This is a genomic window from Sporosarcina sp. JAI121 (assembly GCF_013408665.1).
GTDB lineage: Bacteria > Bacillota > Bacilli > Bacillales_A > Planococcaceae > Sporosarcina.
The window spans coordinates 1,721,058-1,739,206 of the sequence record NZ_JACCCL010000001.1 but is presented as its reverse complement, the minus strand read 5'-3'; the positions used below and the strand labels follow the sequence as shown (position 1 = coordinate 1,739,206).

The 18,149-nt window shown below is 37.9% G+C and carries 20 protein-coding genes and 1 riboswitch; of the genes, 7 read left to right on the top strand and 13 right to left on the bottom strand.

All coding sequences use genetic code 11. The features are described from left to right. Positions 1-32 precede the first annotated feature (32 nt). The 5 genes from queE to HDC33_RS08135 all read right to left on the bottom strand — a co-directional run bounded on the left by queE (position 33) and on the right by HDC33_RS08135 (position 2,881). A complete protein-coding gene (gene queE / locus HDC33_RS08155) occupies positions 33-740 on the bottom strand; it encodes a 7-carboxy-7-deazaguanine synthase QueE (RefSeq protein ID WP_179391963.1) in 708 nt (235 codons plus the stop codon). Further along, positions 737-1,162, bottom strand: coding sequence for a 6-carboxytetrahydropterin synthase QueD (queD, locus tag HDC33_RS08150; protein WP_179391962.1), 426 nt, complete (start codon positions 1,160-1,162; stop codon positions 737-739). Before queD ends, queE begins: the two co-directional genes overlap by 4 nt. Further along, positions 1,159-1,824, bottom strand: a complete 666-nt coding sequence (gene queC / locus HDC33_RS08145) for a 7-cyano-7-deazaguanine synthase QueC (RefSeq protein WP_179391961.1) — start codon at positions 1,822-1,824, stop codon at positions 1,159-1,161. The genes queD and queC overlap by 4 nt, the downstream gene beginning before the upstream one ends. A 7-nt stretch (positions 1,825-1,831) precedes the next feature. After that, positions 1,832-1,875, bottom strand: a riboswitch (PreQ1 riboswitch). Between the two features lie 284 nt (positions 1,876-2,159). Continuing rightward, entirely contained in the window at positions 2,160-2,450 is a 291-nt protein-coding gene (locus HDC33_RS08140) for a YxcD family protein (RefSeq protein WP_179391960.1), read from the bottom strand. Further along, entirely contained in the window at positions 2,438-2,881 is a 444-nt protein-coding gene (locus tag HDC33_RS08135) for a hypothetical protein (RefSeq protein ID WP_179391959.1), read from the bottom strand. Before HDC33_RS08135 ends, HDC33_RS08140 begins: the two co-directional genes overlap by 13 nt. A 512-nt stretch (positions 2,882-3,393) precedes the next feature. Between HDC33_RS08135 and HDC33_RS08130 the strand changes: the two genes are divergently transcribed. Both HDC33_RS08130 and HDC33_RS08125 read left to right on the top strand, forming a co-directional pair. Then, positions 3,394-3,546 carry a YfhE family protein gene (locus HDC33_RS08130; RefSeq protein ID WP_179391958.1) on the top strand — a complete coding sequence of 51 codons (153 nt, stop codon included), beginning with the start codon at positions 3,394-3,396 and terminating at the stop codon, positions 3,544-3,546. Between the two features lie 417 nt (positions 3,547-3,963). Next, positions 3,964-6,015, top strand: a complete 2,052-nt coding sequence (locus HDC33_RS08125) for a transglycosylase domain-containing protein (protein ID WP_218843244.1) — start codon at positions 3,964-3,966, stop codon at positions 6,013-6,015. A gap of 256 nt (positions 6,016-6,271) precedes the next feature. Here HDC33_RS08125 and HDC33_RS08120 read toward each other — a convergent pair whose 3' ends face one another. Continuing rightward, on the bottom strand, positions 6,272-6,685 hold the full coding sequence (locus HDC33_RS08120) for a DUF4395 domain-containing protein (RefSeq protein WP_179391956.1): 414 nt from the start codon (positions 6,683-6,685) through the stop codon (positions 6,272-6,274). 176 nt (positions 6,686-6,861) lie between these two features. Here HDC33_RS08120 and HDC33_RS08115 point away from each other — a divergent pair, with 176 nt between their 5' ends. After that, positions 6,862-7,164: a YunC family protein gene (locus tag HDC33_RS08115; protein ID WP_179391955.1), complete on the top strand. Its 303-nt coding sequence runs from the start codon at positions 6,862-6,864 to the stop codon at positions 7,162-7,164. Positions 7,165-7,244: 80 nt separating this feature from the next. Here HDC33_RS08115 and shc read toward each other — a convergent pair whose 3' ends face one another. Beyond that, on the bottom strand, positions 7,245-9,119 hold the full coding sequence (shc, locus tag HDC33_RS08110; RefSeq protein ID WP_179391954.1) for a squalene--hopene cyclase: 1,875 nt from the start codon (positions 9,117-9,119) through the stop codon (positions 7,245-7,247). Between the two features lie 103 nt (positions 9,120-9,222). Here shc and HDC33_RS08105 point away from each other — a divergent pair, with 103 nt between their 5' ends. Further along, entirely contained in the window at positions 9,223-10,380 is a 1,158-nt protein-coding gene (locus HDC33_RS08105; RefSeq protein WP_255457321.1) for a DUF2515 family protein, read from the top strand. Next, on the top strand, positions 10,298-10,546 hold the full coding sequence (locus HDC33_RS16715; protein ID WP_304625746.1) for a CBO0543 family protein: 249 nt from the start codon (positions 10,298-10,300) through the stop codon (positions 10,544-10,546). Before HDC33_RS08105 ends, HDC33_RS16715 begins: the two co-directional genes overlap by 83 nt. Positions 10,547-10,958: 412 nt before the next feature. Here the strand turns inward: HDC33_RS16715 and HDC33_RS08100 are convergent, their stop codons facing one another. From HDC33_RS08100 to HDC33_RS08080, 5 genes are all read right to left on the bottom strand, one after another. Further along, positions 10,959-11,531, bottom strand: coding sequence for a 5' nucleotidase, NT5C type (locus HDC33_RS08100; protein WP_179391953.1), 573 nt, complete (start codon positions 11,529-11,531; stop codon positions 10,959-10,961). A gap of 12 nt (positions 11,532-11,543) precedes the next feature. After that, positions 11,544-12,644 carry a bifunctional diaminohydroxyphosphoribosylaminopyrimidine deaminase/5-amino-6-(5-phosphoribosylamino)uracil reductase RibD gene (ribD, locus tag HDC33_RS08095; protein ID WP_179391952.1) on the bottom strand — a complete coding sequence of 367 codons (1,101 nt, stop codon included), beginning with the start codon at positions 12,642-12,644 and terminating at the stop codon, positions 11,544-11,546. Then, positions 12,637-13,392, bottom strand: a complete 756-nt coding sequence (locus HDC33_RS08090) for a GTP cyclohydrolase II (RefSeq protein ID WP_179391951.1) — start codon at positions 13,390-13,392, stop codon at positions 12,637-12,639. The genes ribD and HDC33_RS08090 overlap by 8 nt, the downstream gene beginning before the upstream one ends. 541 nt (positions 13,393-13,933) lie before the next feature. Beyond that, on the bottom strand, positions 13,934-15,304 hold the full coding sequence (locus HDC33_RS08085; protein WP_179391950.1) for an amino acid permease: 1,371 nt from the start codon (positions 15,302-15,304) through the stop codon (positions 13,934-13,936). A gap of 214 nt (positions 15,305-15,518) precedes the next feature. Beyond that, positions 15,519-16,460: an urea transporter gene (locus tag HDC33_RS08080; RefSeq protein ID WP_179391949.1), complete on the bottom strand. Its 942-nt coding sequence runs from the start codon at positions 16,458-16,460 to the stop codon at positions 15,519-15,521. Between the two features lie 287 nt (positions 16,461-16,747). On the opposite strand from HDC33_RS08080, the gene HDC33_RS08075 reads away from it, so the two are divergent. Beyond that, positions 16,748-17,146, top strand: coding sequence for a hypothetical protein (locus tag HDC33_RS08075; protein ID WP_179391948.1), 399 nt, complete (start codon positions 16,748-16,750; stop codon positions 17,144-17,146). Between the two features lie 80 nt (positions 17,147-17,226). After that, on the top strand, positions 17,227-17,556 hold the full coding sequence (locus tag HDC33_RS08070; RefSeq protein ID WP_179391947.1) for a hypothetical protein: 330 nt from the start codon (positions 17,227-17,229) through the stop codon (positions 17,554-17,556). 281 nt (positions 17,557-17,837) lie between these two features. Here HDC33_RS08070 and HDC33_RS08065 read toward each other — a convergent pair whose 3' ends face one another. After that, positions 17,838-18,035: a gamma-type small acid-soluble spore protein gene (locus tag HDC33_RS08065; RefSeq protein ID WP_179391946.1), complete on the bottom strand. Its 198-nt coding sequence runs from the start codon at positions 18,033-18,035 to the stop codon at positions 17,838-17,840. Positions 18,036-18,149: the final 114 nt, after the last annotated feature.

The window sequence follows — 18,149 nt, the reverse complement described above, 5'->3', positions numbered from 1 at the left end:
TTTTTGATTTGAAACTTAAACTCCTATTCGTACTAAACACCGCGTTTGTTTCCCCAGATAAGTGTATGTAACTGTGGTAACACTTTGACATCATTCATAATAGGAGACTTGATAGTCAAATCAATTAGCCACTCATATCGTTTCAGTAAGGTCGATACGAGAAGTGCATCATCGGTAGTCGTCGTATCATCATTTCCCGTCTGTAGAAAGAAAGGGAACGCCGGATAACGTAGATGAATCTCTTCTGCAAATTTGAAATCCTCTTTATCAAAAATGACGACTTTCAGACTGGCATCCGTATCAATCAGCTTTTCCAAAAATGAATCCAATTTGTTGAAATCTGTTGTCATCTCAGAGCTAGGTGGTTTTGGAGATAACGTGATGTCATCGATTTTCAACAACCAGTCTTGCCAAAAGGAAGCTTGCGTTTCGACCGCGACTTTCCATCCTTGTTCATGGCATAGATCGACTAGTTCCCCGATACCTTTATGAAGTGCGGGGTTCCCACCTGAAATCGTGACATGTGAAAATGCCTGTCCGCCAATTGCTTTCAGTTCATCTATGATTTCATTCGGTTGTTTCAAGGTACTTTTTCCCGAACCATCCCACGTAAAACTAGAATCGCACCAAGAGCATGAATAGTCACACCCGGCCGTCCGAACAAACATCGTTTTCAATCCCATAACAGCGCCTTCTCCTTGAATCGTTGGGCCGAATACTTCCATCACAGGAATTTTCATAAGACAGCCTCCTGTTCGGGACGATAGATGACATAGCTGGTCGGCGTTTCTCGGACAATGACTTGTAGACATACCGGCTTATTGCTTCTCATCAGAAGTACTTCCTGCACTGATTTGCAAATCTGTTCCGCCAATTTCTCAGTCGTCGGGAAATTATTCTTAAATTCAGGATGGTCATTCAGCACAGAATGATCATATTTATCATGTATAAGGTTTTTGAGCTCCTTAAAATCAATCAGAAAACCGATTGAATCCAGCTCATTACCTCCAATTGTTATATTTATATGATACGTATGCCCATGCATCACTTGGCATTTTCCAGCATCTTCGCTTGGAATGAAATGCGCTGCAGAAAAATGCATATCCTTATTTAATTCAAAACGATACGAATGCTGAACTTGCGGATAAAATTGCTGCATCATTCAGAGACACCTACAGACTTTTTTGATAAATAAGCAGTGAGTCCATCATTCCGTAACACACAGGCAGGGCATTCCCCGCAACCTGTACTCGGAATTCCGTTGTAGCAAGTAAGTGTCTTGTCTCGTACAAAGTCGAGGGCATCAAGATCATCTGCCATTGCCCAAACTTCGGACTTATCTAGCCACATCAAAGGAGTATGGATGACGAACCGTCCGTCCATCGCTAAATTCAGTGTCACATTCAACGACTTTATAAAATTATCTCGGCAATCGGGATATCCGCTGAAATCCGTTTCACTCACACCTGTGATCAAGTGCCGAGCTCCAATCGCATCTGCATAAACTGCCGCAAATGAAAGGAATAGATGATTCCTACCTGGGACGAAAGTCGACGGCAATTCACCTTCTACTTCATTCACCTCAATATCATCCCGTGTTAAGGCATTCGCCGATAGCTGGTTAATCAAATTCATATCCAGCACTTTGAACGATACCCCAAGCTCATCTGCAATTTGTCTAGCACACTCGATTTCCTTCGAATGACGCTGACCATAGTCAAACGTCACCGTCGCAACCTCACGGAAATTCTTCAATGCCCAAAATAGGCATGTCGTACTGTCCTGGCCGCCGCTAAAGACGACAACCGCTTTTTCATTTTTCAATATACACATCTCCTTAGTTTTTTAGAGAGGGAGTTTTCGAACCTCTTTTTTTGAACCCTGTTAATAATAGCATAAGCGGAGAGGGTTTGGTGTGAGAGAGAAGACTTGGAAAGTAGAAAAGAGTCAGGATATTGACTGGGTGACAGTCACCCAGTCAATTCAAAGCAGTTCTGAAAATTCGACTTTTAGCCTTTTGGGCAAAATTATATTAAGTGAAATAAACACCGCCTGCATCAATTTAGCAAAGTACTAAAATTGATGCAGGCGGTGTTTTCTGTCCGGACTTATTTGTTTTCGGTGCGTGGAAACTACTAACTGATTTTCATAGAACAGCCTCAATGAACCGCTGCAACTATACCTTCTTCATCATCTAATAGTAGTTTTATTCCCGCAGCGAAAGGATCTATATTTAAAAATTCATCGATCCATAAACGAAGTGCTGCAACTATGTCAGCGGTATTGAGAATTTGCAGTTGCCCGTTTACAACTGCTTCAGCGGAAAACCCTTCATTATCGTCGTACATGAGCTCCACTTCTACTTCTTCAGGGGTTACATACTTTTTGCGGGAATGGAAAACGCAAATTGCATTGATTATGTCTTGCTCTAAAATCATTAATTTCTCCATGGATTTATATCTTCTTTTTTCTTTTTATCATTCAACATGACGAAGATTTTCCGAATGATCACTACTAAAAAGATGATTGCTATTGCGTTTATGGCGAAGCCTAGAATGGATCCTAACATGCCCATGTTCGCAAATAAACTACCAAATAGTAATCCAGCAATCCCACCAATAAATAACCCTTTCATAAGACCGCCTGCCGTGAAGCCACCTTTTTTATTTGTAGTCGTTGTTGATTTATTTGCTGTTGTAGAGTCTTCCTTCTTCTTTTGGATATTCGAATTATTAAACTTACTATCGTTCGTTGTGTTGAAACTTTTCTTTCCCGACTTGTAACGTTTAGCCTCAGCTGTCGTATGGTCATTGAAAACATAGTTTCCAATAGGTGATACTAAGAGCGTGAGAACAAGTAAAGCTGCTAATAATTTTTTCACTGTTTATACCCTCCATTAAATTGGTATGAGATTTTTTCAAGTAAGTACATACCACTTTACATAGTTTATACTATTTACGCTGTAATACAAAGAAAGTTTCACTGTTTAATCAAAGGTTCGTGAGCACAGTACAAATTAAACGATATATTACTATAGTATAGGTTGGGAATGAAAATCAGCCATGTATGTGATTGGCTGATATATTTTTTTTGCGTGTTTACTATCGAACATGAAATGTTAACAGTGCGTACCAACCTAAACGATGCCAAGTCTTTCGCATACAATACGACTGAAATCACTCACTTCCAGCGTTTGGTGGCGTAGCCGTAAGGTGAGTGTGAGATTAATTTTGGATAGGTTTAACCTAAAGGATTGCAATCCTTACTGAATGACACATCGGCATCAATTAATTGTTCCGCTATAGTTAAAATTTCTTTGAAGTAATGTTTACTATCCGCATGAAATGGACAAACTATGAGTCCAAAATATATATGCAGAGAGGAGAGTTTGAGATGAGTGAGAAGAAGCTTCCATATGAACGTATGACTGAAAAAAATAATGGATTGTCTTCAACCCAAGAGGTATTATACCAAGAGGAATTTAAAAAAGCGGATAAAGCCGCGAAAAACGAAAGTGGAAACAGGGATGGAAAAAAGAAAAGTTGAAATCGGTCGTGTAAGAAAAACAATTCTTGAATTATTGTGAGACATATTTGGGAGAAGAACAGCAGTATCCATTTCATGTGAATGGATACTGCTGTAATATTTTATCTTCCCTTGAAAGGTAATTTCAATTATAATGTGAACAATTATCGAGTGATAGACAATCATATTTTTTGGGGACACCAAGTACTAACACAATTCTGCATTGTGCTAGTATTTGGTATTTTTTATGGGATAAATAAAGTAATTGGGAAGAAACAATAAAACCAGCTATGTGTTAAAATGTAAGTTTGTATTTTCAGATGGTGTGAAATCTAAATTCACCGAGTTCTCTTACATCAAGGCTTTAGAAAAAGAATATTAGTAAACTTGTATATGTATTTATTTTTTATTGAAAAGGGTGGAATTCATTTGGGAAGAATGGAACGTAGACAGCAACAGAAACAGTTTGGCGGATTTAGGAAATGGAGTAAATCCAACAATCTGACCAAGAGAATTTTATTCGGAATTATTGGGATTACCTTATTTGGTCTGTTAGTATTTAATATTTTGATCTTGTTTAGCGATGTTAGTAAATTAGAGGAACCTGAACCAAGACCAACAATTATTTATGATAGAAATGGAGAGGTTGCTAGTAAAATTTCTAAATCAAACATCGAGGGAGTTCATATCGAGGAAATCCCCAAAGAACTAATTGAAGCTATCATCTCTACAGAGGACCAACATTTTTACAAACATAACGGTATTAATTACTTCGGTATTACACGGGCGTTCACTCAAAACTTGTTAAGCGGTGAAGTTGTCGCTGGAGGGAGTACGATCACCCAGCAACTTTCAAAAAATGTCTTTCTAACCCAAGAACGTACGTATACACGGAAATTTAAAGAAGTTATTCTAACTAAAAAAATTGAGAGAAACTATTCAAAAGATGAAATAATGGAAAGCTATTTGAATCAAATTTATTTTGGCGAAGGAGCATGGGGCGTTCAAAGAGCAGCGCAGGTATATTTTGGAAAAGATGTAAGTCAATTAACATTAAATGAATCTGCTACACTAGCAGGGATAATAAAAGCTCCTTCACACTTATCACCATACAAAAGCATGAAGAAATCGGTTAAACGCCGAAACATTGTTCTATCTTTAATGAAAAATGAAGGCTACATTACACAAGTTGATTTTGATAAGACAATAAAACAAAGTATCGCGTTAACGGATAAAACAAATATCGATTATAAAGGAAAATATCCGTATTATGTCGATCATATTATTGATGAGGCAGTAGAAAAGTATCATTTAACTAAAAATGAGGTTCTGTTTGGAGGGCTTCATATTTATACAGAATTAAATCCTGTTATTCAAGATGCAATTGAAGAAGTATATCAGGATGAAAACAATTTTCCAGCAAGTAAGCCAGATCAACTTATTCAAAGCGGATCAATATTCCTTAATCCTAAAACTGGTGGAATTAGCGCGCTAGTGGGCGGTAGGGGTGATTATACTTATGGACGTTTCAATAATTCCACCAAATTAATTAGACAACCGGGATCGACATTAAAACCAATTGCCGTCTATACTCCTGCATTGGAACAAGGCTATAACATCTCTGATAATTTATCAGATGAACCATTAAATATTAATGGGTATACACCTCAAAATTTTGATAGACAATTTCGTGGCCAAGTCACAATGTATGATGCAGTAGTAAATTCCTATAACATTCCTCCCGTCTGGCTATTAAATAAAATCGGGATTGAAAATGGTATGCATACAGTTGAACGATTCGGAATACCTTTACAAAAAAATGATTCAAATCTTGGTTTAGCTTTAGGCGGCTTACACCAAGGTACCTCACCTTTATTAATGGCACAGGCCTTTTCCGCCTTCCCTAATAATGGATTAATGATGGAAGCGCATGCAATTACGGAAATAAAAGATTCAGAAGGAGAAATGATCGGAAAATGGAGTGAAAAGTCTGTTCAAGTAACAGAACCGGAAGTTGCTCAGAAAATAACATATATGCTCCTAGGCGCTGTAGAGCATGGTACGGCTAAGAAGGCACAAATTTCTGGATTGGATGTAGCTGGAAAAACGGGTACTACGCAACTCCCGTTCTCTGGTTTTGATGGATCAAAGGATCACTGGTTTATCGGATATACACCGGATATCGTTGGTGCGATTTGGTTAGGTTATGATAAAACGAATTCCGAACATTACTTGGCGACGACTAGTAGTTTTACAGCACCATCTATATTCCAACAAATCCTAACTAAATCCGAAAGTGAATTAGCTAACAAGGAATTCAATTTATCATTAATTGAGAAGCAGAAAAAGGAACTAGAAAAAAAGAGAGAGAAGAATGAAAAAAAGGCAGAAAAGGAAAAAAGAGAAAATGAGAAGCAAAAGAAGAAAGATAGAGAGAAAAAGAAAGAGAAAAAGAAAGAAAAAGAGAAAAAGAAAGAAAAAGAAAGATAAAGATAAAGATAAAGATAAAGATAAAGATAAAGATAAAGATAAACACAAAGATGAAGATGATTAAATTTCAAGTGCTTTTGTAAAGTATTAATCAGACACAAAATTACTATGGAATATAGAGAAAAATGGAAATCAGCATGGTGTGTGAACGGCTGATTTCCAATTTTAAATTATGCTTCTTTTAAATGGATATTTGTCATTATGTGTCAATAAGAAATCGGAGTTTGTTCAGAATTACTAACTATATTCGCACTTATTATGAATTTTTTCGCCGATAACTCCATTGTTGGTATTGGAAACGAATAAAACAACCTATACAAAATCCTAGAGTTGCGATGAGCGCAGCAATACCAACCATGATTGTAGCGACATTAAATAAAATAGACCAATCCAATAAAAAGCTTACACTTGCGGTGAGCAGAAATCCAACGGCTAACCATTGGTTAAATCTTAACTGTGCATAATCTTCTTGAATATATTGGTTTGTAGGTTTAGTTAAAAAGCGCTTAACTATTGCTAAAATCGGATGGAAACCTATTAATAAACTACTTAGGTTTGCGATTAATGGTATGAGTAATACCCAAGCAGATTGTGTCATAAGTGCAATAACTACAGATATAATAATTGTATATTGATTTGCCATTACCAAAGGTTTCGGAATTGACCTCATACTAAGACCTACTATTCTGATTAGATTTTAATTTATTATATGTCTAGTTGAGCAAAATGTAAATTTGTAAAGGGTATCGGGATCGAATACAACTCCAAATACCTGAAGCTAATTATTTGTTTTCGAACATCTTTCTCAACTTTTCCATATGTATATAGAGGAAAGGGGCGGGTAAGATGGTTTCATTGACACCGATAGTTATTGATGGCCATTCCTTTACGGCAGTTACAGTCCGTTTACCGAGAACGACATTGTTAACAGTCTCGAATGAAAACGGATATATTATGTGTGGAGCGTTAGATGTCGACCTTCTAAATACGCAATTACATGAACGTAAAATACTTGCGGGTCGGGCGGTAGGAGTTAAGACCATTGATCAATTGTTAAAAGCTCCCCTTGAATCCGTAACACATGAGGCGATACGACTTGGTATTCATGAAGGAATGATAGGAGAACAGGCTTTGTTGAAAATGGTTTAATATTTCACGAAGTGGGAGAGATAGTAAGTAAAAGACGCGAGGTTCTAAAACAGTTAAGAACTGTTTTTAGAACCTCGCGTTTATTCTTTAAATTTTCTATTATACTGAGCGAGTGTCAGCAAAGGATAGATATATTGATAGCTATGATAGTGAATATAGAAACCTCCCCCCATTCCTTGCCCAACTGGATATGAAATGGTCCAATCGTCTATATTATAAGCCTCTAGCAAATAGGAAATTCCGGCATTTATTTCCGTTGTCACCTTATCTGAAGCGGCAATGAGTGCATCAAGTGCCCATGCCGTTTGAGTTATATTGCTGGAGCCAAGAGGGACGTACTTAGAAGCAAGGTCACTTTTGCAAGACTCTCCCCATCCACCGTCGGAATTTTGAATTGCAAGTAACCAATTAACAGCTTTTTGGATAGTTGGACTTTTCGGGTGTACATCTGATGCAATAAGACCGGTAATAGCCGCCCACGTTCCGTAAATATAACAAATTCCCCATCGGCCATACCAAGAACCATCCACTTCTTGATTATGAATAAGCCAATTTACTCCACGTTTCATCACTTCATGATTTTTCGGTAAATTAGTATATCCTCCTAGAAATTCGAGTGTTCTGCCGGTTAAATCGGCACTGCTTGGATCCGTCAATAAAAATGTACCGCCCTCAATTGGAAGCAAGTTCAATAATTGGTTATCTACATTTTTTTCAAAGGCAGGCCATCCGCCATCTCTATTTTGCATCGACATTACCCAGATAACGCCTCTCTCCCAAGCTTGATGAAAGCGGGTATTCCTCTGCACTAACTGTGAGATCGACCTCAGTGTAGCTGTGGAGTCATCTACATCAGGGTTCATCGTATTGATAGCTGAAAATCCCCAACCCCCTGGTACTAAACCAGGATTATGGATTGACCAATCGCCATATTTAGTCTGTTGCCGTCCAACCAAGTACTCGTTTGCCTTTTCGATTAAAGAATCATTTGAAGGGACTCCTGCTTTTTGAAGAGCATAGCTGATTAAGGATGTATTCCAAACCGTTGCGGTTGTATATTGCAGATGAGTATTTCCTTGAATCTTGCATTTCATTGCATTTAATCCTTGTATCGCTTTTAAAATTATTGGATCGCGGTAAGGAAGACCAAGTGAAATTAGGGCAAATATCATTAGAAATGTAGAACTGAAATAACTGTAAAGGGTTCCATCGGGCTCAATGTGATTCAGCATATATTGTTTCGTTCGATTGATGGCTAAAGTTTGGACTGTTTGAGGTAAACCAAGCAAACTTTTAAAATCAAGTTCAATCATCGAAATGAATTCTTGAATATCTTGTATGCCGAAAAACTCATCTGTTGCTCCCGGTATGGAAAGGTCGGAGAGATCGGGACTTCTTTTCGTTGTTTTTACGAATTTAGTATTTGCTAAAATCATTATCGGAGCAAGATTAGCTCTACCATAAACGGAAAGGTCATAGAAATTGATAGGAAAGTGAAGCGGTAAGAGGATAATTTCTACTGGTATTGGGAAATAAGCGGGCCATGGGTATTGACCCGTTAACGCCAGCATGATCTTTGTTAACATATGAGACTTTTCAAGACCACCATTTGTTAAAATAAACTTTTTTGCCGCAACTAATCTGTAATCATCTTTGCTGACGTATCCTGAATACAGAAGTGAGTAATAGGCTTCAATTGTAGCAGATACATTCCCATCACCTTCATCATGGAAAAGTTTCCATGCACCATTCGCTTCCTGCTTACTCAATATTCTTTCTGTTAATTCGCCAATTAAGTTTTCATCATTTATTTCAAGCGACCTTAATAAAATTATAATGTAAGAATCGGTTGAAATCCCCGTTTCAAAGGGGTAATTCCATGAACCGTCTGGTGTCTGCTCACTTTTGAGCTGTTGGATTAATTGGCTAATCAACTGTTCTATATGATATTTCAACGTCTAGTCATCTCCTTAATAAAGGTCATTCATATATATATATATATATATATCCTTGTTCATAATCCTATATGAAGAATGATTTAAATTTGGGAGGTGACCCTTGCTAAATTTATTAAGAATAATAGGCGGAAAGCTGCAACTTCCAGAAAATCTACTGTTAATTAAGGCTAAATTGAAGAATTATGAATCCGTATCTATCCCGGAGGAGCAATACTTATCATGGGGGGATCAGGAGCTTCTTCGAAAGATTCGTTTAAAAACGAAACAGTTGAATGTAAACAATGTTACGAGAACAAAGGCATACCTCGACTTTTATATTTTCCGACCGGAAATACACTGGGCATTCCTCGGGCATATGGTTTCAAGAAATGGCGGATGGAATATGACTGATTTAAAAGGGGAGTTCCTATCTAAACTTATGGATGAACAATCAATCGAAGATTTCTATTCATTTTTGGAACGAGGAAACTGGCTTATATTCCAGGATGCATACCCTCAGTTTTTACTATACGAAGAAAGTTTATTTCAAAGTCGGAATTTATTTTATTTGCTGTCGTACTTAAATGTTTCTGCATTTATGGAAGTGATCTGGAATCATTTTTGGGAGGAAAGTGATTCCTATATACTTGCGATAGCGCTCATTATTAATGAACAAAGTTATTTGGAAAAAAGAATCGTGCAAAATCCTATCTATAAGAAAAAAGTTTTTCAGACGTTCGAGTTTGTACTACAGGATCTTTTATCATTCAATCAAATATTGTTCCCTTTCACTAGAAATGGACACTCGACTGAAAAGGCATCACTGACTGGACTTACGCTCCACCACTTCGGATCGTTACACGAGCGGATTAGGCTTGGAAAGGATTTATATCAATTACTTTTCAATGACGCGGAACTGTTAGAGAAAGCATACCGCTGGGCAACTATCCATCCGCATACTGGTTCACGAAAGGACTATTGGCCGGATGTTTTTAATGATGTACACGAAGGGGTACCAGGAATGGCGCTTACAAGAAGATTAAAGTATTGTCAGTTGAGAAAAGGGGCACTCAGGTTGTATAGTCCGAAACTCGAGTTTGCTTGGAAAAACGTTATTCAGTCATCCGTTGAACGGGGGGATTGGTTCGAGCATTGGCGAATTATCAATTATCTAATAGAAGAGAAAAACCTTGTCAATGGAAAGGTGGAAGGTGAATATTGTGAAACACTTGAAAAACTCGAGATTGCCGCTATCGCGAAAACGGCGATTTTCGCGTAATGCTTTCTTGTATTTGCCTTCTGTTTTATTAGCGTCCTTACTGGGAACCTATTTAGATTTGTATTTTGTTGGAAAACGTCTATATGAGTTTCCGGTTCGTCCATTCGCTGAAATATTTTCGATTAATATTGCATTCACGTTAATTGTGCTTCCTCTATTAATATGACTGTATCTCTTTTTGGTAGATAAAATGTCACGATGGGGTAGGTTCGTTTTCACTGTGTTTCTTAGTGCGCTCGTTCCGTTCATAGAGAAAATAGCGGTGCAATTAGGATTATTTCATCATGAAGTTCAATGGAATGTTATCTATTCCTTCATAGGTTATTTCCTATTTCTATTGCTGAATTGGAAGATATTTAAATGGGGTAAAATTAGAGGATAGGAATAAAAATTTAGAGATTCTCGGTTGGGAATTATTGGGGTGCTGCCTGGAATACGTACACATATCATAAAACAAAAAACTATCCTTCCCCTGATAAAACTGGGGGAAGAATAGCTAAGTTAATTGAAAGGGCTTGTTTTTTGGTTTTATTCGTAAATGGACGGTTTGCTGTATGTTTAGTATCTGAAAACTTTCATTATTCCTTTTCTGCATTAAGCAAGTCGAACAACTCAGACCACTCGGTGATTCGTTGAATATCCAGATGCCGATTGTACGATTGGCTTTTTGCAAACAATTTAACAGGACGATTTTTTAATGTTTCTAGAACTGCAGGTTTGTCATCGAAATAATAGTCTAGGTTCAATTCCTGGATGATGTTAACCTTATCCTCATCCTTCATGCCATAATAAAACCTGTCTTTGTCAACAGGGAACTTATTTTCAATCATCCACTCGATTGTACGTTCGCCATGTACTTTCGGTCTCGCAGTAATATAATAAATTTCATGACCTTCTCTGTCCAACCTTTGTAGTGTTTTCACAGCATCTGGATAGGGTGGGCATGATGTGAAGTAGATTTCTTCCAAGGAACTATTCCACATCTCGTTGCCTTGTTCGGCAGTCATGTCGAAAAGCTCGTGAATTTCAACTTTATCCAAAGCATGGAAGAGTTCTAGCTCTACTGTTCGATTCAACTTTGTGTTGTAAATTTGAAATGCATGTTCCCTCAGATTGATCAATGTATCATCGATGTCAAAACCGATTTTCATTTTACACATCCTCTATTCGTTTTCAGGATATCGCGGATAGCCAGTGAACTTGAAATCATTCCCGACAGGGGTTATTTGGAGATCTTCCAAGTCTATAGCATCTCGCATTAATTCCACGCCTGTGCCTTCGAGAAATGTTGGCGCAAGGGAACCTCCGACTAGTTTAGGTGCGATATAAATCTCTACCTTGTCGACCAGATGATTTTCAAGGAAAGCAGCGTGAATGGTGCCGCCCCCTTCAATCAAGACAGAGGATATAAGCTTTTCACCGAGAATACGGACGACGTCATTTGGATTTACATATTTGATTCCAGAAGTTGGGTGAATTGAAATCCCTTGCTCTTCTAGTTTCTTTTTGGCTACTTGGTCAACCTCTTTTGCTGTGAAAATCCAAGTTGGTGCCTGTCCGTCGGTAACGACCTTTGAATCTAAGGGAATACGAAGTGTGGAATCTAATATGATGCGAATTGGATTCCTTCCATTTGGGATCCGAGTAGTCAATTCAGGATCATCTTCAATCACCGTATTAACACCGACTAAAATAGCCATATTTTCATTGCGTAGTACATGCACGTCATGCCTAGCTTCGGCGGATGTAATCCATTTACTGTCTGCTGTGTGCGTAGCAATTTTTCCGTCTAATGTACTTCCGGCTTTCATTGTAATGAACGGCTTCTGTTCTACTATGAATTTGTTAAATACTTCATTCAACTTTCGAGATTCCTCTTCCATTACTCCGACAATCACTTCAATTCCGGCATCTTCCAAAATCTTGACACCATTACCAGCAACGACAGGATTCGGATCTAGCGTGGCAATAACAACTTTCTTAATTCCCGCTTCAACAATGGCGAGTGCACAAGGGCCTGTCCGTCCGTAATGTGAGCATGGCTCAAGGGTCACATAGATCGTGCCGCCCCGCGCCATGTCGCCGGCCATCCGAATGGCGTGTATTTCTGCATGCGGTTCTCCAGCCTTTAAATGTGTCCCGATACCAACCACTCGATTATTATTGACTATTACTGAACCGACAAGTGGATTTGGATCTGTTTGCCCTTTCATCGCACGCGCATTGCCTAGGGCCAAATTCATGTAAAATTCGTGGTTAGTCATTTGGACAAGTTCCTTCTTCCTCTAAATGACCTGAACGCTGAATCTTTGTCTGCAAATATTTTTCATTGTACTCCGATTTATCGCCCCATAAAGGTTCTCTTCCAGACACAGGGAGTCCGGCATTCTTCAGTGCATCCAGCTTCTTGGGGTTATTTGTCATGAGTTTAACAGGTTTAGTCCGTAGTGTCTTTAATACTTGAATCGCATCTTCATAATTTCTTGAATCATCAACAAATCCAAGGCTTTCGTTCGCTTCCACTGTATCGTAGCCATTTTCCTGAAGTACATACGCCATCGCCTTGCTGAATAATCCGATGCCACGCCCTTCATGGTTCGCCAAATAAAATAGAGCACCCGTCCCATTTTCCGCAATACTTTTCATTGACTGCTTAAGTTGATAGCCACAGTCGCATCTTTTGCTGCCAAATATGTCTCCAGTATGGCAAATTGAATGCATGCGGATTAACGCATCATCAGCATTTTCGAAATCTCCGTATACAAGAACGCTTGATTGCTGATACTCCGCCAAATTTGCAGATGACAGCTGATCGATGATTTCTAGGTAATTCCCCGTTATTTCGCAACGATTAAGCCAGCAATACCATTGAAAAACTACGGTCTCCCCATATAATTCCACGGGTAATTGGATTGGACCGACCAAGTAGATGGCGCCTTCATCTGTCTTTATCAATTGAATTTTTTCTTTTAATACTTCAAGGACTTTTGGTTCCAGCTTCAAATTCACCATAAAATCATTCCTTCTAATTTAAATTTGTTTCACTCCGAACAGATTTATCATAGCCAATAAATCGAGGAATGACACTTTCATAATACCTTACTTCTACGTGTTGTACTGTTCAGACGTTTCTGGCTGTTAGTAGTCTTTTCAAATCAACCATTTACTAAAGACTGCCTATAAAACTGTATCCTCTACTATATAAGTATGCAATTATGCCTCATCCAGATTGTCTCTTTGCCTACACGAGTGAATCATTATCATAGTAAATCAATATTCAACGATTTCTCTGTCGGCGAAATAGGGCTGTTGTAAGCTCGCTTTCTGAAAAGGGTTGTGTTGTAACAAAAGAATACTCCGAAACATATGTTAAACGAAATCCTTGAAGTCAATAAATTATTCGATAGGGTACTAGAAAATGAGAACAAAAACGGAGCGGCTCTAGCGATGAAGGAACATATTGAGAATAATATTCTTCGAACGTAAAAAATGTCTTGTCTCGTAAATAGAGACAAGACATTTTTTATTTTTACTATATACCTTGATGGAGGTATTACAGAACTTCTACTTTTGAAAGTTGGTTCTTTTTATCGCGTATCTTATAAATCGCAATCAGTAATATGAACCAAACGGGAGTTACGAACAAAGCAATACGCGTATCTTCCGCAAGAGCTAGCACGACAAGAACGAAGGCTAGGAAAGTAAGGATTAGATAATTAGAGAATGGATGAAGCGGCATTTTAAATTTGTTCACTTTCACTAGATCTGGTCTAGTTTTGCGGTATTTCAAATGGCAGATGACAGTGATTCCCCAAATGTAGATGAAACATACCGTAGAAATACTTGTAATCAATGTAAATACTCCTTCTGGCATCACATAGTTCAAAACAACGGCGATTAAAATGATGACAGTTGAAAAGAACAATGCATTGGAAGGAACTTTATTGGTAGTCAGTTTAGTAAATGGTATAGGTGCATGATTATCTTTAGCAAGCGAGTAGACCATCCGGCTTGTACTGAAGACGGCGCTGTTACATGCCGAAGCTGCAGACGTAAGGACTACGAAATTGACGATACCAGCAGCTGCAGCGATACCAACAGCAACGAAGACCTGTACAAATGGACTTTCCATCGGGTTGATTGCGTTCCACGGATAAATACTCATTATGACAATAAGCGCACCGATATAGAATATCAAAATACGAATCGGGATATTATTGATTGCTCTTGGAATAACTTTTTCCGGGTTTTCTGTTTCACCTGCGGTCAAGCCTACTAGCTCAATTCCGACAAACGCAAATACAACCATCTGGAATGAAAGGATGAAACCGTTTATGCCATTAGGGAACATGCCACCGTGGCTCCAAAGATTAGAGAAGCTGGATGCACCTGAATCGGTGGAAAAGCCCTTAACAATCATGAAAATTCCGATAACAATTAATCCCAGAATCGCAATGACTTTAATTAGTGCGAACCAGAATTCCATCTCGCCGAAAAGTTTTACAGTTGCCAAGTTCATAATTAGCAAAATGACAAGCGCGATTAACCCTGGCATCCACTGCGGTACATCGGGAAGCCAGAACTGAGTATAGAGACCAACCGCAGTTAAATCTGCCATTGCGATTGAAATCCAGCAGAACCAATAGGTCCATCCGGTGATGAATGCCGTCATATTACCCATATAATCCTGTACAAAGTCAACGAAGGAATTGTAGTTCAAATTGGTTAACAGTAGTTCCCCAAGTGCACGCATTATTAAAAAGCAAATCGCCCCTGTTATTAAGTAAGCGAACAAAATCGAAGGTCCCGCTAAATGAATCGATTTTCCGGCACCAAGGAATAATCCAGTCCCGATTGCCCCCCCAATGGCAATTAATTGTACATGCCTGTTTTTTAAACCTCTTGATAATTGTTGTTCCTGCATATGTATTTCCCACTCCCTACTTTTATAGGATTTTTGCAATTGAGACTCCTTTCAATCTAATTAAATATCATACAATTGCAAATCAATATCCTAGAAAAAGTTTAACATATTATCAGTAAATTCGACAATGAAAAAATAAATACTCGAACACTGTCGATAAATAGTTAATAAAATAAAAAATACAAGTGCAGAATTAATTCTGCACTTGTATTTTTTAGATTTTCGGGAAAAACTTTCTCACAGCTATAAATAGCCAAGTACATAAGATAAATGGAAATGTTAGGGCGGGTAGTCCTAATGGATTGAGAAGAAGCTCTAATCCTGCAGTAATCGGGACTGTCAAAGTGGCGGCTATTATTCCTGTTAGTGGGGTTTTTTCAGCTTTATTATCAAATACAAGACTGATCGCTATAATTGTTAAAACGGCATTGTAGTTATATAATCCTAAATTTAAGGATTGAACGTCTACCCCGATAAAATAGGCAGCCAGCCAGGAGACAAAAGTACCGATAATCGCATAAACACCGAATCGCCATCCTGCCAAGAAAAGCCCCACAAGAATGAAGGATCCTGTCCAAAGTGAGTCAATGACGAACACTTCTCCGATTCCTTTTATCAGTCCGACTAGTAATGTCGGTGTTCCTTCGACAGGTAAATTCCATTGTGCAGGGGAACTTGTGACAAAATACGGGTCCATATAAAGCTTATCTGTACGGTATGCAACAAGTAACCCAATCCATGTTATAAAAACAAATGGGATTGTCAATACAGGGATACCCCATTTAGCAAACCACTTTGTTAGCAGAGCCATTGATAAAGAAGCGAACAAAGCTGCAAGTATAGCTAGAAACCAACGCTTATCCCCAGTTAGAAAAAGAATTGCGGAGATTCCACTGAGTACAGAATTGAAACTATATATGCCTGCGCGAATCATAAAACGGTCCCCACCACAATACTTTGCTGTAATCGTTCCGACTAAAGCTGAAAGAAAGGCCATAAGACCGAGTATAGGGGAATGGAGTGTAATACCGATTAAAATAAGAAATCCCGAAACAGCATTTTCAACGAGAATAACTTGCGAAAAACCCTTTAATGAAGCTGTAATAAGTGTAAAAAACTTATCGAAAAGGTTAGGGGCAGGATCTATTTGCTGCATCTGAACATCTCCTTTGTAAAATTATTAGCAAGTTACTCGCTATTATGAGATGAACTAAAAATTTCCCTTGAAAGAACTCCGGCTACTCCTTGTTAGGCGCATGCGCTCAGTTTATATATCCGTATGCAATGCTTGAACTTATATAGTTTACCCAAAGAACGTAAGAAATAATAAAACCTGTCTAATTACTATTTAAGTATAGTACCATAAAAACCGCTTTACTTATATGAAAAAACGTGTACAATATAAAATTGTTAATAAAAATGTACACATTTAGGAGTGTCCAAATGAGATTATCAGAAAAAAACGTTCTGATTGCCACAGGGATATTGTTTGTAATTGTATTGGGAATACTAAACAACGGGAACGAAAAGTCTGATAAGCAAATCGAAGATCGAGCTAGCATTAAACTTGCTTCATCATCCTACAACATGAAGGATGGAAGATTAACATTGGAATTCGAAAATACGGCTAAAGAATTTGAGTTATCACGGATAACGATAATGGATGAAAACCGTAATTCATTTAGAGGAAAGTCTAAGAGAGAAAAAAGTTATATTATTTTTGACACATATATCCCTGAGCTAAATGGGGGAGACATATTAAATATAGTAATAGAAGATAACTCTACAAATGAAATAAAAATTGAGTATAAAGTTTCTGAGAACGATATCATCTCAACTTAACAGAAAACTGTCTCATTAAAGTTTATATCCTACATACATTCGGGAACAGATAGATAGAATGTATAGAGGGAGTGTGCAAATTGAAAAATGCATCATCTGTTAAAGAGTTTCATAAGATTGTGGAATCCATTAGTCCAATTGATAATCCAGGGACGATATATATTAACCAAGATACCCGGAATGCGGATAAAACAATCTTATTGGATGAGGACTCGTCTGGATCGAACGCCATGCAAGTTTTGACGATTTTCTTACAAACGAAAAAAGGCGCTGTCTTATACGAATACCCGTTTTCTGAGCCAACAGAACTAGAAGAGATAAATCAACAAATGGAAGAGGTATACAATTACTACCCGAAAAGAGTGATTGATGCCCAGGCAATGGCCCGAAAAATTGAAACATCAAGATGAACAGTGAAAAAGCGTATTGGACCATCGCCTTCGGCTGCCCAATACGCTTTTTTCATTATCTATCCATTGCGGATTAGTTGGAATTTTTTGCGATTTCCCGGGAAATCACCTTTAATATAGCGGAGAATATTGCAATGTTGGCAGGGTCTTGATTGATTTACTTCGGTAACCGCTTGATTTGAAAGGATGAAAATTTATAAACTGTGTAAAGATCAATCACATCTGTCTAAACCAATATAATTGTTTGAAATCTTTCACCGATTATTTTATCTATTTTCGAATTACGCTTGATTTTTCTTCTTTACTTCCTCCGCATTCGTATCACTGTAGATTCCAGTCCCTATTCCGCCTGATTTTGCAATCAATTCTTTTACCTCATTATAAGACAGGCCCGAATTCGCATTTAGTCTTTTTACTTCATTACTATTTGTTCCGACGACCGTATATTGGTCTTGAATTGTATCGTTGTTTTCATCCATAATAACACCTCCATTTTGTATACTGTATGTTCTCTCATTTCGCCATTTTTAATCAGGGATTTGTTGACATAGTATCGGGTGTATTTGCGCGACACATTCTAGAAAATATTATAC

Coding starts and splice junctions, on each gene's coding strand:
- HDC33_RS08115 (WP_179391955.1), top strand. CDS start 6,862: ATGGTTTCATTGACACCGATAGTTATTGATGGCCATTCCTTTACGGCA.
- HDC33_RS08090 (WP_179391951.1), bottom strand. CDS start 13,392: ATGGTGAATTTGAAGCTGGAACCAAAAGTCCTTGAAGTATTAAAAGAA.
- HDC33_RS08085 (WP_179391950.1), bottom strand. CDS start 15,304: ATGCAGGAACAACAATTATCAAGAGGTTTAAAAAACAGGCATGTACAA.
- ribD (WP_179391952.1), bottom strand. CDS start 12,644: ATGACTAACCACGAATTTTACATGAATTTGGCCCTAGGCAATGCGCGT.
- HDC33_RS08140 (WP_179391960.1), bottom strand. CDS start 2,450: ATGGAGAAATTAATGATTTTAGAGCAAGACATAATCAATGCAATTTGC.
- HDC33_RS08075 (WP_179391948.1), top strand. CDS start 16,748: ATGAGATTATCAGAAAAAAACGTTCTGATTGCCACAGGGATATTGTTT.
- queD (WP_179391962.1), bottom strand. CDS start 1,162: ATGATGCAGCAATTTTATCCGCAAGTTCAGCATTCGTATCGTTTTGAA.
- queE (WP_179391963.1), bottom strand. CDS start 740: ATGAAAATTCCTGTGATGGAAGTATTCGGCCCAACGATTCAAGGAGAA.
- HDC33_RS08065 (WP_179391946.1), bottom strand. CDS start 18,035: ATGGATGAAAACAACGATACAATTCAAGACCAATATACGGTCGTCGGA.
- HDC33_RS16715 (WP_304625746.1), top strand. CDS start 10,298: ATGGAAAGGTGGAAGGTGAATATTGTGAAACACTTGAAAAACTCGAGA.
- HDC33_RS08125 (WP_218843244.1), top strand. CDS start 3,964: ATGGAACGTAGACAGCAACAGAAACAGTTTGGCGGATTTAGGAAATGG.
- HDC33_RS08100 (WP_179391953.1), bottom strand. CDS start 11,531: ATGAAAATCGGTTTTGACATCGATGATACATTGATCAATCTGAGGGAA.
- HDC33_RS08130 (WP_179391958.1), top strand. CDS start 3,394: ATGAGTGAGAAGAAGCTTCCATATGAACGTATGACTGAAAAAAATAAT.
- HDC33_RS08080 (WP_179391949.1), bottom strand. CDS start 16,460: ATGCAGCAAATAGATCCTGCCCCTAACCTTTTCGATAAGTTTTTTACA.
- HDC33_RS08120 (WP_179391956.1), bottom strand. CDS start 6,685: ATGAGGTCAATTCCGAAACCTTTGGTAATGGCAAATCAATATACAATT.